This window comes from Atopobium sp. oral taxon 199 str. F0494, from assembly GCF_000411555.1.
Taxonomy (GTDB): Bacteria; Actinomycetota; Coriobacteriia; order Coriobacteriales; family Atopobiaceae; genus Lancefieldella.
Genome location: NZ_KE150486.1, coordinates 407795 through 422094 on the forward strand (window position 1 = coordinate 407795; position 14300 = coordinate 422094).

General features: G+C 54.9%; 12 protein-coding genes. All 12 read right to left on the minus strand.

All coding sequences use genetic code 11. The features are described 5' to 3' along the window. Positions 1 to 19: 19 nt before the first annotated feature. The 12 genes from HMPREF1527_RS01805 to ispH all read right to left on the minus strand — a co-directional run bounded on the left by HMPREF1527_RS01805 (position 20) and on the right by ispH (position 14300). Complete coding sequence (locus HMPREF1527_RS01805; RefSeq protein ID WP_016476999.1) at positions 20 to 1891, minus strand: ABC transporter ATP-binding protein; 1872 nt, start codon at positions 1889 to 1891, stop codon at positions 20 to 22. Further along, on the minus strand, positions 1892 to 3643 hold the full coding sequence (locus HMPREF1527_RS01810; protein WP_016477000.1) for an ABC transporter ATP-binding protein: 1752 nt from the start codon (positions 3641 to 3643) through the stop codon (positions 1892 to 1894). A 6-nt stretch (positions 3644 to 3649) separates the two neighbouring features. Then, on the minus strand, positions 3650 to 5503 hold the full coding sequence (locus HMPREF1527_RS01815; RefSeq protein WP_016477001.1) for an ABC-F family ATP-binding cassette domain-containing protein: 1854 nt from the start codon (positions 5501 to 5503) through the stop codon (positions 3650 to 3652). Beyond that, positions 5504 to 6394 carry a deoxyribonuclease IV gene (locus HMPREF1527_RS01820; protein ID WP_016477002.1) on the minus strand — a complete coding sequence of 297 codons (891 nt, stop codon included), beginning with the start codon at positions 6392 to 6394 and terminating at the stop codon, positions 5504 to 5506. It abuts the gene before it with no gap. Beyond that, complete coding sequence (gene coaBC, locus HMPREF1527_RS01825) at positions 6391 to 7647, minus strand: bifunctional phosphopantothenoylcysteine decarboxylase/phosphopantothenate--cysteine ligase CoaBC (protein ID WP_016477003.1); 1257 nt, start codon at positions 7645 to 7647, stop codon at positions 6391 to 6393. Before coaBC ends, HMPREF1527_RS01820 begins: the two co-directional genes overlap by 4 nt. After that, positions 7644 to 8378 (minus strand): zinc ribbon domain-containing protein, encoded by a 735-nt coding sequence (locus tag HMPREF1527_RS01830; RefSeq protein ID WP_016477004.1) that lies wholly within the window; start codon positions 8376 to 8378, stop codon positions 7644 to 7646. The genes coaBC and HMPREF1527_RS01830 overlap by 4 nt, the downstream gene beginning before the upstream one ends. 82 nt (positions 8379 to 8460) lie before the next feature. After that, positions 8461 to 9612 (minus strand): cysteine desulfurase family protein, encoded by a 1152-nt coding sequence (locus tag HMPREF1527_RS01835; protein WP_016477005.1) that lies wholly within the window; start codon positions 9610 to 9612, stop codon positions 8461 to 8463. A 19-nt stretch (positions 9613 to 9631) separates the two neighbouring features. Further along, positions 9632 to 10318, minus strand: coding sequence for a ribulose-phosphate 3-epimerase (gene rpe, locus HMPREF1527_RS01840; RefSeq protein WP_016477006.1), 687 nt, complete (start codon positions 10316 to 10318; stop codon positions 9632 to 9634). Positions 10319 to 10335: 17 nt separating this feature from the next. Beyond that, the gene (locus HMPREF1527_RS01845) at positions 10336 to 11346 is read right to left on the minus strand and encodes an NAD(P)H-dependent glycerol-3-phosphate dehydrogenase (RefSeq protein ID WP_016477007.1); all 1011 of its coding nucleotides are present in this window, start codon (positions 11344 to 11346) and stop codon (positions 10336 to 10338) included. Then, positions 11343 to 12005 (minus strand): glycerol-3-phosphate 1-O-acyltransferase PlsY, encoded by a 663-nt coding sequence (plsY, locus tag HMPREF1527_RS01850; protein WP_016477008.1) that lies wholly within the window; start codon positions 12003 to 12005, stop codon positions 11343 to 11345. The genes HMPREF1527_RS01845 and plsY overlap by 4 nt, the downstream gene beginning before the upstream one ends. Next, a complete protein-coding gene (gene der, locus HMPREF1527_RS01855; protein ID WP_016477009.1) occupies positions 12005 to 13330 on the minus strand; it encodes a ribosome biogenesis GTPase Der in 1326 nt (441 codons plus the stop codon). Before der ends, plsY begins: the two co-directional genes overlap by 1 nt. Before the next feature lie 112 nt (positions 13331 to 13442). Further along, positions 13443 to 14300, minus strand: a complete 858-nt coding sequence (gene ispH, locus HMPREF1527_RS01860; RefSeq protein WP_016477010.1) for a 4-hydroxy-3-methylbut-2-enyl diphosphate reductase — start codon at positions 14298 to 14300, stop codon at positions 13443 to 13445.

The window sequence follows — 14300 nt, forward strand, 5'->3', positions numbered from 1 at the left end:
CTGACACAGAGTTTTCAAGCTAGTCTTGAATGCGTTCAAATTGACTTTCGTAGAGATTGGCGTAGAAGCCGCCTCTCGCGATCAGCTCATCATGTGAACCACGCTCAATTATGCCCCCATCCTTAAGCACAAGGATACAGTCAGCATTGCGAACGGTAGAAAGTCGGTGGGCAACGACAAGTGAGGTGCGTCCTTCCATCATGCTGTCGAAGGCGGCCTGCACCAATTGTTCGGTTCTGGTGTCGATACTTGACGTGGCCTCATCCAAAAGCAGAATGGGCGGGTCGGCGAGCATGACACGGGCAATGCAAAGCAGCTGTTGCTGACCTTGGGAAAGCGCGCCTCCGTCCTCTCCCACCTTGGTGTCGTAGCCCTGAGGCAGCTGAACGATAAACTCATGAGCCTGCGCGCGCCTGCAGGCTTCTTCAACCTCTGTATCCGTGGCGTCAGGACGGCTATAGCGAACGTTTTCCCGTATGGTTCCCTCAAAGAGCCATGTGTCCTGCAACACCATACCAAACTGCGCGCGAAGCTCGGAGCGCGTAAGATCTTGCGTATTGCATCCGTTGACAAAAATGGCTCCGGAGTCGATGGTGTAAAAGCGGAGCAACAAATTGATCAGAGTGGTCTTGCCACAGCCGGTGGGACCGACAAGCGCGATACGCTCACCTGCTGCCGCATGGAAACTGATGTGTTGAAGCAGCGGATGTTTTTTATCATACGAGAACGAGACATCCTCAAAAACGATATCACCTGAGGGGTCATCGATATGCTTTGGATGAGCGGGGTCGGCGGCGTTCTCCTCAGCGTCAAGCAGCTCAAAGACACGCCGCGCGCTTGCATAGGCGGTCTGCACCTGCGTTGTGACGGCGGAGATGGCGTAGAAAGGCCGCATATACTGATTTGCGTACGACAAAAAGCTCTGCACTTGGCCAATAGTGAGGACTGAAGGTATGCCGGTGATGACGCAGATGCAGCCAAGCGCCGCTACAAGAGTGTAGATAAGGTTATTGACCAGACGAGTTGACGGGTTTGCAAGGGAACTTGCGAACTGAGCGCGCTGACCTGCGGTATAAAGACCGCTATTGATTTTCCGGAAGTCCTTCTCGACAACTTCTTGATGCGCGAAGGCAGCAATGAGCTCCTGGTTGGTAATCATTTCCTCGGCATAGCCGCCAAGCGCTCCTTGAAACGCCTGCTGCCGCGCGAAGGAGCGTGACGCGAAACGTGTCACCAAAGCCGCCGCCAGGATAGAAAGCGGCGTCGCAAGCGCTACGACAAGCCCCATGGGGACAGAAAGCGAAAACATGAAAGCAAGCGTGCCCACAATGGTAACCACACCTGTCAGCAGCTGCGTCAGCCCCTGTAAGAGGCCATCTCCCAGTTGGTCGACGTCATTTACAACGCGCGACAGCAGATCTCCCTGGGAATGAGAATCAATGTAGGAAAGCGGCAGGCGTGCAATCTTTTCATGCGCGGCGATGCGAAGCGCGCGCGTAGTCGAATACGTCAGGCGGTTCGTAGCCCAGCTGGTGATCCACTGCGTTACGCTGGCGAGAAGCACTACAAGAGCCAGCTTCACAAGCGTAGGAACAAGAGCGGCCTCTCCTCCCTGAACCAAGTGAACCAGCTGGTCAATAGCGGCTCCTACGATGACAGGGACCCATAGCTGCAAAAGTATGGTGACAACAGAGCTCACCAGTGAGAGTAGCAACAGCAGAGCGTGCGGAGCAATCCAGCCGGCAAGGCGGCGGGTGACCTGCAAAGCAGAAAGCTGAGCTGCGCTCGCTCCTGTAGTAGTGTCTTTCCGCTCTGGGTCGTTTGAGCCATTGCCGCGCACACTGGCGCTGATGGCGGCGGCAGATCCTCCTCCGGTATACATATCAGCCATTTACACCCCCACCTCCTCAGGACGAAGCTGCGAGAGGCAGATTTCTTTGTACAGAGGGCACGTGGCGAGAAGTTCCTGATGACTTCCCAGACCAACTTGGCGTCCGTGATCGAGCACCAGTATCTGGTCTGCTTGCATAACCGCGGCTACGCGTTGGGAAATAATAACAGAGGTCGCCTCAGAACGCAGCGTTTGAAGCGCCGCGCGAAGTTTCGCATCAGTCGCGAAGTCGAGCGCCGAGGCGGAGTCGTCAAGTACGATAATGCGCGGGTTGCCTACCAGCGCCCGTGCGATGGTAAGCCTTTGGCGCTGGCCGCCGGAGAAATTTTTGCCACCGGCTTCAACAGCGCTGTCAAGCTGCTGGGGCTTCTCGCGTACAAAATCCGCCGCCTGAGCGTAGGTAAGGGCATTCCAGAGATCCTTGTCGGTTGCATGCGCGTCTCGCCACTGAAGGTTAGTTCTGATGGTGCCTGTGACCAGCGAGGCGTGCTGCGGCACAAACGAGACAAGATGACGCAGCTGAGAAAAGGCGTACTGCGTTGAGGCGCGCCCAAAAATCTTTACGCTGCCCTCTTCAGGGTCGTACAGTCGAAGTAGAAGTTTTGCCAAGGAAGACTTGCCAGATCCGGTACCGCCGATGATGCCTAACGAACTGCCGGCAGGTACGGTAAGAGAAATGTGCGAAAGAGCGGGCTCACCGCCGCCGTCATACACAAGCGTAACATCGCGAAGCTCAAGAGCGGGAGCGTGGTCACATTCCTGCCGGGAAAGAGAGAAGGAAGACTTTTCTCTGTCGCTCAGAGCGGCTTTAGTGTTCAATACCTCCAGCACACGTCTCCCGGACGCGGTTCCTCTTGTACAGATAAGCATCAAATTTGCGATGTATCCCACAGCCAGAAGCGTCTGGGTCATATAGCTCAAGAGTGCAATGATGCTGCCCGAGGAAAGCGTATGCGAAGTTATTTGCGGTGCGGCAAACCACAAGACGAGCGCGACGGCTCCATACATCACCAGAAAAGTCGCAGGGTTCAAAAGAGCAGAATAGTTGGCGGCGGCGGTTGCTTTGTCAGTCTGTGCGCCAACAGCTTCGGTAAAGCGCGCCCGCTCTGTATCTTCTCGGCGAAACGCCCGAATAACACGAACTCCCGAGAGCATTTCTCGCATAAAACGCGATACCCTATCGAGGCTTTCCTGCAAGGCATGAAACAGCACGACCGAGCGGACAATTACAAACCAAAAGACGGCGCCCACTATGAGCGTTGCTATGAGAAAAATACCGCCCAGACGCGGATCGATCACAAGAGTCGCTATAAGAGAGCCGGCAGCCAAAAGGGGCCAGCGGATCAACTGACGAATCCCAAGTGCCACGGTAACCTGCACTTGATTGACATCGTTTATAAGACGGGTGATAAGCGTATCGGTTCCCAGTTGATGTACGTCAGCGCTTGAAAGCTCCTGTGTTTTTGCAAAGAGCGCGTTTCGCATGGCGGTACCTGAGCCCTGAGCCACGATTGAGGCCTGGTATTGACAGAAGATCGTAAAGCCGAATCCAACAAGCGCGATAAGCGCGAGCAGGCACCCATAGCGAATGATGTCATACACATTGCCTGATTGCACGCCAACGTCAATCATGCGTGCAATAATCAGAGGCATCAGCAGGTCGCCTATTACCTCTACGCTCTTTGCAAGTACCGCGAAGAGCGTGCGCGTGCCATAGGCCGGGAATACAAAGCGTCGAAGCAGTTCCTTCACCGCACCTCACCCAAGCCTCTCTGAAAGTTCAAGCCATTCGTCCTCAAGCTCTGATACCGCCGCTTCAGCCTCATTCAGCTCTTTTTGCAGCCTCATAAGGGTTTCGGCATCGCTTTGATCGGCTGCGGCCATCTGAGCACGCACCTCATCAGGCGCGCCTTCAGCTTTTTCCATACGCCGCGCGACTGAGTCAAGACGTTTTTTCAATTTCCGCCGCTCCTGGTTGGTCAGCGTTTGAGGTGAAGCGTCTGCGCTTTTCGATGTGCCATTGTCAGCCGTGGTGCCCAACGATGACGCCGGTATCTGCTTGCTGCCTTCGCGCTTAGTTTTCTCACGCTGAGCCTTCTCAACGAGCGTGAGGTACTCATCAACACCGCCTGGAATGTGGCGAATCTTGCCGTCAAGAAGGGCAAACTGATCGTCAGTAACACGTTCCATAAGAAAGCGGTCGTGCGTCACCAGCAGCAGCGTTCCCGGCCAGCTGTCAAGCAAATCTTCAATAACAGCCAGCATATCGGTATCAAGGTCATTGCCGGGCTCGTCCAAAACAAGCACGTTCGGCTCTTTCAAAAGCACACAGAGAAGGGCCAGCCGACGTTGTTGGCCGCCGGAAAGATCTTTGACGCGAGAAGAAAACTCACGGCGATCAAATCCAAGTCGTTCCAACAGCTGTGTAGGACTTTGAGCTTTGCCATCGACATAATACGTTGTTTTGTAGCGGGATAAAATATCAAGGACACTTTGATCTTGTACGTCAGCAAGACTGTCAAGACGCTGAGAAAGCCAGCCGAATCGTACCGATTTGCCAACCTTAAGCTGTCCTGCCGTCGGCATAAGCTGTTGAGTCATAAGCTCCAGCAGGGTTGATTTTCCTGCGCCGTTTTCGCCAAGGACGCCATAACGGTCTCCCGGCCCGATAATCCATTCAATAGCGTTGATGACAGGCGGCTTTAGTGTGCCGTCCGCCTCCGGATATGCAAACGAAACGTTTTTCATTTCAATGACCTGCTTGCCCAAGCGCGCCATAGCCATACGCTTAAGTTCAAGCGTATTGCGCAGCAGCGGGTCATCAGCAAGCAGCGCACGGGCCGCTTCCACGCGAAAGCGCGGTTTTGAGGTGCGGGCTTTTGCTCCATGCGACAGCCAGTTGAGCTCTTTGCGAAGGGTATTCTGGCGGCGTTCCTCTATTGCCGCTGCCTGACGATCGCGCTCGACACGCTGCTGAATGTAGGCCGAATACCCTCCCTCGAAAGGATCAATGACGCTATCATGAACCTCCCACATGTGGTCACAGACCTCATCAAGAAACCAGCGGTCATGCGTTACGACAATGAGAGCGCCCTGTCCTTTGGGCCAGCAGTTCTTAAGATGATGGGCAAGCCATTGTATGGTATGCATATCAAGATGATTAGTAGGCTCGTCCAGAAGCAGCGCGTCCCAAGAGCCAACCAAAAGACGAGCGAGGTCACAGCGCCGGCGCTGACCTCCGGAAAGCTGCCCGATGAGAGCATCCCAGCTGAGATCTCCCACCAATTCGTCCAGTATGCCTCGGATGCGCGCATCTGATGCCCAGAGGTATTCAGGGATATCCCCTACGATTGAGTGGCCGACTGTCTCATGCGCATCGAGGGCGTCCGACTGTCCAAGATATCCCACCTGAACGCTACCGCGCCAGACGACGTTGCCGTCATCGGGATCCAAACGGCGCGCTATGAGGCGCAAAAGTGTCGACTTTCCGTCTCCATTTTTTCCGACGACGCCAATGCGGTCACCTTCGTTGATGCCGACGGTCTGGTCAAAAAGAACTCTCTTGCCCGGCCATTCCATCGTAAGACGCTCGCAGCCGATTAAAATCCCCATTTATCTCACGCCGCCCAAAGCAGATTCATGTGTCTGATTGTCCGCTGCTGCAATACGGCGGAGCAGGGCAATTTCATGTTTATAGCCGTCAAAATCTTGAGGCGTCTCAAGAATCATTGGAAGCGTGCGCAAACGAGAATTAGTGACGATTGACGCAAACGCGTCAAGACCAAGGTATCCCTGGCCTATCTTTTCATGTCTGTCTTTGTGGGCCCCGCACGGATTCTTTGAGTCGTTCAGGTGCAGAGCCTTAAGACGCTCAAGTCCAATAATCCTGTCAAACTCATCGAGTACATAGTCAAGGCTATCAAAAATACGATAGCCGCCGTCATGTACATGGCAGGTATCTAAACACACTCCAAGAAGCTCGTCATGGGCAACCCCGTCAAGAATAGCCGCGAGTTCTTCAAACGTGCGCCCTACCTCGGTGCCCTTGCCGGCCATAGTCTCGAGAAGTACCATGGTAGCTTGCCCAGGAACAAGACAGGCATTCAATCCCTCAATTACAAGCTTGACGCCCTTCTCGGCACCTTGCCCAACGTGGCTGCCCGGATGAAAGTTATAGTAGTTTCCCGGCAGGTACTCCATACGCTCAAGATCTTCTGCCATGGCGCGCCGAGCAAAATCGACGGTTTCATACTTCGCTGAGCAAAGGTTCATGGTATAGGGGGCGTGCGCCACAAGCTTGCCGAAATGATTTTCTCGCATGAGCGTTTTCAGTGCCTCAAGGTCATCAAGGTCCAACGTTTTGGCATTGCCGCCGCGCGGATTTCGCGTGAAGAAGGCAAACGTGTTAGCGCCAAGCGCGAGCGCTGTCTCCCCCATTTTCTTCCAGCCGGCGGCCGTAGACAAATGGCAGCCTATCGTAAGTTCAAAAGCAACCGGCGTCATGCACGAGCCTCCAGCAAGCGAAGCGTCCTGTCAAGCACCGCGTGAGCGACTGATACCAGCGGCAGCGTTTCAAGCTGCTGAACTTCGCCGCTCGTTACAAAGGCGACGCGGTCTGTATCAGAACCGAAGGTCGAGTCGGCGCGCGAAACATCGTTGGCCACTATCATATCTGCACCCTTACGCTCAAGTTTAGCCTGAGCGTTTTGAAGCAGATCATCCGTTTCCGCGGCAAAGCCCACCACCACACGATTTCCTTTTGCGGCAGCCAGGGTGGCGAGAATATCAACCGTCTCCACAAGTTTGATTTCAGAAAGCGGCTCACGAGATTTTTTGAGCTTGTGATCCGCGCAGACAAGAGGCGTGTAATCGGCAACCGCCGCCGTCAGAATAGCCGCGTCAGCGCTTTCAAAGGCGGTTTCACAGGCGTGCAACATGTCGGTGGCTGAGACAACATCAATGCGCTTGACACCAGGCGGCGTTGGCAGCGAAACGGGTCCGGCAACAAGTGTCACCTTGGCGCCACGGCGATACGCCTCCGCCGCAAGCGTAAAGCCGAGCTTGCCGGTTGAGGCGTTTGCCAAAAAGCGCACCGGATCGATGGCTTCATGCGTAGGCCCCGCGGTGATGAGAATATGGTGTCCGGTAAGGTCACACGGACGCTCGGGAAAGTCGCGCGCCGCATCTGCGTCATCGTGCGCCGGCTGCGCAAAAAGCTCAAGGGCAGCAGCGGTGATGTCAGAAACGCCGGCAAGCTTACCGGTTCCAACATATCCGCAGGCAAGCAAACCTGTCTCAGGAGCCACAAAGCGGTACCCTCGTTCGCTCAGCACGGTAACGTTTGTCTGCGTTGCCGGGTTATTCCACATGTGGGTGTTCATGGCGGGAGCGATAAGCACAGGCGTATGCGCAGCAAGCAGGGCGGCAGTCAAAGCATCATCGGCGATGCCAGTGGCCAGTTTCGCCAGAACGTTTGCGGTAGCGGGAACTACGACAAAAAGATCGGCCCAGTCGGCAAGATCGATATGAGGCGTCGCACTCTCTTCAAAGTTGAAGAGACTTTCGATGACGGGATGGTGCGAGAGCGCGCGAAACGTTACGGGACCGACAAACTTTGCCGCGTTTTCTGTCATGACTACGCGCACGTCACATCCGTTCCTCTGAAAATCGCGCACCACCTCAGCGGCCTTATAGGCGGCAATACCCCCACAAACCGCAAGGGCGACCTTTTTTTGCGACGAAGCCTCCAATGTCATGACTGAGCACACTCCTCCTCAAGCGCATAATCCGTTACCAGCATACGGTGACAGTAAGGACACTCAGTTATCGCCTCTCCATGGGCGAGATCATGAAATGAACTTGGCTGTAGCTTGACGCGACAGGTGCTGGGCATGTTACCGTCAAGATACTCAACGGCAAGACCTTTGAAACGCTTGCGAGCTTTTTCATAAGCGTCAAGTATAGGTTGAGAGAGCTGTGCGGCCACCATCTCGCGATCGCTCTTCAAGCTGTTAACGCAGTCTTGAAGAACTGTTGTATCGGTAGAAAGAGAGGAGGTCACAGTCTCAAGCTCATCTGTAAGCTTACGCTGCATCTTATACGCACCAGCTTCAACCTTTTGCAGTTTCTGCAGATTCTCACGAGCACCTGTAAGTTTAAAATCAACCTTCTCGATAGCCTTCGCCAGAGACGTCAGCTTGTGGTCATAATCGCTCAAAATTCGATAGTCACTCTCTGTAGCCGCGGCAGCCTGAACTTCTGCGGTTTTTTGCACATGCTCTTTGCGACGACCCTCAAGATCTTCTATTTCAAGCTCCGCGTCTTTGCGCAGACCGATAATGCGGTTGAGCTCAAGAGATAGCTTCTTTTGAGCCAGCTGGATTGTTTTGAGGCGCTTGAGCTGAGGCATTGCCGCGAGGGTCGAGTTGGCTTTAAGCAGCTCAAGATCAATTTTTTGAAGCCGCATCAGTGCTGCTGATTCGCTCATATTCCCTCCTGTACAAGCATCGTATACAACTGTGAGAGCAATGCCGACGCACGCTCTTCTCTTTACGCGTAAGAGTTATTTATTATGCATCAACGATGGCGAGAAGTGCGTCGGCAAACGCATCAAGTTCACTATCGCAGATACGCTCATCAAATGAAATCCGCAGCGAGCCTAAGGCTTTACGCCGAGAGACTCCCATCGCAGAAAGCACATGACTCGGATCAAGGGATCCGGAAGAGCAGGCGGATCCCGCGGAAACTTCAAAGCCCTTCTGGTCAAGGCCAAGTACCAATGACTCGGAATCAATATCCGACACAAGGATATTGACAATTCCCGGCAGATGGTCGTCTCCAATGCTTACTGAAGTGGTGGCCTCAATTTTTGGAGACGCGCAAAGACGCCGGTAGAGCTTCTCCGCACGCTCAGAAACCAAAGCACGCCGCTCAGAAAGGTTATCAGCGCATTCTCGCGCCACCGCCGCGAAGGCGAGGGCGCCTCGAACAGCCTGTGTGCCGTGGCGCCTCCCCTGCTCCTGACCGCCGCCGTAGCTCTGAGGTCTCAGCGGCGTGCGCGACCTGATAAGCGCCGCTCCGATGCCGATAGGGCCACCCAGTTTATGAGCGGTAACGGTAAGCGCGTCAACATCATCAAGCTGCAGTGGAATGCGTCCAAAGGCCTGGACCGCATCGGTATGAACGTAAGCGCCAGACTGATGAGCCGCCTTGGAAAGCTCGGCGATGGGCTGCACAACGCCTGTCTCGTTATTGGCGTACATGATGCTGACGAGACAAACGCTTTGGTCAAGGGCTTCACAAAGAGTCTGAACCTCAACGTATCCTTGACGGTTAGGCTGTACTAAACGAACGTCGAACCCGCGACCGCGGAGCACCGACGCTGTCGAGAGAACGGAATCGTGCTCGATGGACGACATAATCACGGTTGTGCGAGAACGGTCTTTTGCACGCGCGCCTTCGGCAATGCCGATGACAGCCAGATTATTGCCCTCGGTTCCACCGGAAGTAAAAATGACGTCAGGAGCCCTGAAGCGTCCTCCTGCCGCTTTGACGATATCTACACGGACGCCGTCCAAGGCGCGGGCGGCCTTTCTCCCCAGCGAGTGCAAAGAGTTTGGATTTACGCCGGCAATCTCCGAGTTTTCGTAGTCCTTCTCGGCAGCAAGCGCCGTAGCTCTCGTAGGCGCTGACGAGGCATAATCCAGATACAGCAATGGCATAGTCGTTAAACTTCTTCCCTTAAGCTTGTGTAGTAAGGTCCTTCTCGGCAGCTAAGCGAAGCTCATCGATAGCGGCCGCGCGATCTTCGGCCTTGAAAATGGCGCTGCCCGCTACAAGCATAGTTGCTCCCGCAGCAGTGAGCTCAGCGGCGTTGGCGGCGCTGACTCCGCCGTCGACTTCGATTTGGGGATGCACCTTATGAGCCTCACAGAGCCGTTTGAGCTGGCGAATCTTTGCCAAAGAGCCTGAGATGAACTTTTGTCCTCCAAAGCCCGGGTCCACGCTCATGACAAGCGCCAAATCAAGATCTTCGATGATGTTCTCGAGCAGACACACCGGCGTTGCCGGATTGAGCGAGATACCCGCTTGAGCCCTATGCGCATGAATAAGGTCAACCAGACGATGGGCGTGCGTCGCAGCCTCTATATGAAAGGTTACAATCTTAGCGCCAAGATCCAAAAACAACGGGACGATATCCTCGGGATTAGTTACCATAAGATGCACGTCAAAGGGCAAATCTGTCGCCTTTTGAGCCTGAGCCATAAGGGCGGGTCCAAAAGAGATGTTTGGTACAAAATGGCCGTCCATCACGTCGTAATGAACGTAGTCGGCGTGCGCGATGCTTGCGAGCTCGTCTCCGAGTTTGGAGAAGTCAGCCGATAAGACGGACGGGGCTATCTGTATGTTGGTCATCGTGTCAGTCATAGCGTTCCTCACGTTTCTTAGCGTTCAATACCATAGAATTCGTCACGAGGTATGCGGTCCACAAGGTTCGCGATAACATCCTCAATCGAACTGCCCCCGTATAAGAGCGCATATACCGCGTCTGTAAGAGGAACCTCAATGCCCTTCTCTCGGCCAAGCTCTGAAAGGCCTAGAACCGCCTGAGCGCCTTCGACCACCATGTGCGTGCGATCCTGATATCCCTTAAGAGTTTCGCCCGCCACAAGAGCCTCCCCGAAGGAGCGGTTCCGGGAATGGCGAGAAGTGCAGGTGACCACCAAATCTCCCATGCCGGCAAGACCCATACACGTGAGAGGATTGCCTCCAAGAGCGGCTACTATGCGGCTTATTTCAGCGATACCTCTGGTCATGAGCGCGGCCAGGGTGTTATCTCCCGCTCCCTTTCCCGCCGCGACACCGCACGCTATCGCAACGACGTTTTTCGCCGCCGCGCAGGCCTCAACTCCGCATATGTCATCACTTACATAGGCACGGAAAAAACGGCAGGATATCGCCTGCTGAAACCTGCGGGCACAGGCAGGGTTTTCTGAGGCGACCACCGCGGCGGAAAAGCTCTTTTTTATGACCTCCTCCGCATGGTTGGGACCCGACAGGACGGCAATACGTTCCGGATGACCCAGCTCGTCAGCAGCAACCTCGTGCATCAGCATATGCGAGTGCGCTTCCATGCCTTTTGAGAGTACAAGTACATCAACGTCATCTGAGAGAAACGGCACCAGCGAATGACATACAGATCGCAGAAATGCCGAAGGCGTAGCCAGCACGACCGCCTCAGCTCCCTGAAGCGCTTCTTCATACGACGTCGTGGCTCGAATTGTATCCGGCAGCAGCGCATCGCTCAGATGAAGGCAATTTGTATGCCGTTGGTTGATGCTCTCGGCGATTTTCGCTTCAAGCGACCATATGACCACGTCTTCGCAGGTAGCTGCAAGGAGTGTGGAAAAGGCGGTACCCCAAGAACCCGATCCAATAACACAGGCGCGCCTCATGATTTATCCTTTTCTTTTTCCAGAGAAAACTGACGCTCAGTTCCTGCTGAAAGCCTTTGCAGGTTTTCTCGGTGGGCCCATATAACCGTCACGGCGACAACGGTTATACATAGAACAGAAGGAAGAGATTCACCGAATAGAAGGGCAAAGACAACGATTGCGAGGGCGGCGCCAACAGACCCAAGCGACACATAGCGCGTTGGCAGCGCGAGCGCCAAAAACACCAAGAATGCCATACAGGCCATTGCCGTATTGAGCGCTAAACCGCCGCCAAATCCTACGGCAATCCCCTTTCCACCGTGAAAATGAAGCCACGGAGAGAAAATGTGTCCCAGTACGCAGCAGGCGTATATAAAGGCGACAAGCCAGGAATAGCTTCCTTCTCCGTTAAAAGCCGCCGCGTCGCCCCCTGATACCGCAGTGAGGACAAGACGGGCGACAAAGACGCTGAGAAAGCCTTTGCCCGCGTCGCACAGAAGCGTCAAAATACCCGCCGCTCCGCCGGCGCTTCTCGCCACATTAGTCGTCCCGATATTGCCGGAGCCCACCTCGCGGATATCCTCGTGAGCCATACTCCGCGCAATAATCAATCCAAAGGGAATGCCTCCAATAAGGAAGGCGGCGACTCCCAACGCAAGTCCAGCAAAGATGACGTTCATTATCGTGCCTCCGTTTTTCTGCGGAACTTCAGACGAACGGGCGTGCCTGTCAAGGAAAAGCGCTCGCGAAGACGATTTTCAATAAAGCGCTCGTAGGCATCGTCAACAAGATCAGGCGCGTTGCACCAAAACGAGATAGCGGGAGGCTTGGTTCCCGTCTGCGTCGCATAGTGAATCTTAAGGCGGCGGCCCTTATCGGAAACCGTATGGCCGCTTTCACGAATCCGCGCGAGAAGGTCGTTGAGCTCGGACGTGCGCAGCTCAGCCGCGTGAGCCTCGGCAGCAGCAACAGCGGCGCTCAGCACCTTATCAAGCGAGCGCCCCGTCAAGGCGGAAACATGAATGGACGGTATCCAAGGAGCGAATGCCAACCGCTTGGCGACAGAAGCGGCCACGTCACTACGCTGAGCGTCGGAATCGATAAGGTCCCACTTATTGAGGACCACTACCAGCGCGCATCCGCGCTCAATAGCCATATTGGCGAGCTTCTGGTCTTGCTCGGTAACGCCGATGGAGGCGTCTACCACCAAAAGGCACACATCAGCTCGGTCCATAGCTTGCAGGCCCCGCACCAGACTGTAATACTCAACATCTTCATGTACCTGGCTCTTTTTGCGAATGCCCGCGGTGTCAACGAGACAAATGGGCATTCCCTTCCATTCAATCATCGTATCGATGGCGTCGCGCGTGGTGCCCGCGACATCTGAAACAATGGAGCGTTTTTTGTGAGCCAGGCGGTTAGCCAGCGAAGACTTGCCTACATTGGGACGGCCGATAATGGCAAGGTTAAGAATAGCGCCATCATGCGATTCATCGTCTTCTTCAGGAAGAGCTGCAACGATATCGTCAAGCAAATCGCCTGTCCCCGTGCCATGCGCAGCAGAAATAGGGATCGGCTCGCCTACGCCCAGGGCGTAAAAATCCCAAAGTCCGTCCTGCTCAGCGGCGGGATTATCCTTCTTGTTGACCACCAGAAAAACGGGTTTGCCGGACTTGCGGACAATACGGGCGACTTCTTCATCCTCATCGGTGATGCCTGTTTTTCCATCAACCACAAAGACAATGATATCCGCTTCTGCGCAGGCCAGCAAAGCCTGTTCACGAATGTGCGGGGCAAACTGATCTTTGGATTTAACGGATTCGATGCCACCTGTGTCAATCAGGCGAAAGTCGCGGCCGTTCCAATCGGCATCATGGTATGAGCGATCCCGCGTCACGCCGCGTGATTCATGAACAATCGCGTCACGCTTCTCGGCAATGCGATTGACCAGCGTAGATTTGCCCACATTGGGGCGGCCGACTATAGCGACAATGGGCTTAGCCATGGTTCTCCTTGTATGAACGTACAGTTATAGTAATGGTATCACGCCAAGCCGCAGGCACCTGTATACGTGCGCAAGTTACTTTGTCCAAAATGGTCTTTTAGGGATCGTCGTGTCAGTTGGCGCCGACCATGGTGGCTATGGCCTGGTACACGGACTTAATATGCGACTCCGGGGTGGAAGCTCCCGCTGTTATTCCAATGTTTTCCGCGCCCTCAAACCAGTTGGCGAGAAGTTCATCCGGACCTTCGATGTGGTGTGTACGAGGACAATACTGCGATGCGATCTCCGCTAAACGTGTCGTGTTGGCGGAGATACGGCCGCCAATGACAATCATAACGTCGGACTGCTGCGCAAGGCGGCGGCAGGAATCCTGATGGCCGGCCGTGGCCTCACAGATAGTATTCATGACCCGCACCTCTTCGGCGAGAGGCAGTGTGGCACTGACGACTTCGTTGAGGCGGGAGGCAGACATGGTTGTCTGCACGATAAGACCTATGCGCCGCGCCTGTCGCAGCGCTTTCGCGTACTTCTCGACATCATCTGCCGAATTGATTGCTATTGAACCGGGAACATGTGCGAGCGTTGCTTCCACTTCGGGATGGCCCGCTTCGCCGACAACATAGACCGCATAGCCTTCTTTGGCCAGAAGCTCAGCCGCGGCGTGCGCTTTTTTGACAAACGGACAGGTTGCGTCCATGACTTTTGCGCATTGGTCGCGGGCGATACGCTCTTCTTCAGGCGTGACCCCGTGAGTGCGGAGAAGCAAGGCGGCGCCCGCAGCGTCTGAGGCGCTGTCCACGACAGAAACTCCCTGGTGTTTGAGGGAGTTAACGACGCGCGGATTGTGAATCAGAGGGCCGAGCGTTTTGACGGGTGCGCCTCCCTTTGCCACAGCGGCCTCTACCATAGCGAGCGCGCGCTCAACGCCGTAGCAGGCTCCTGCCTCCTCTGCAATCCGTATGACAGGCAC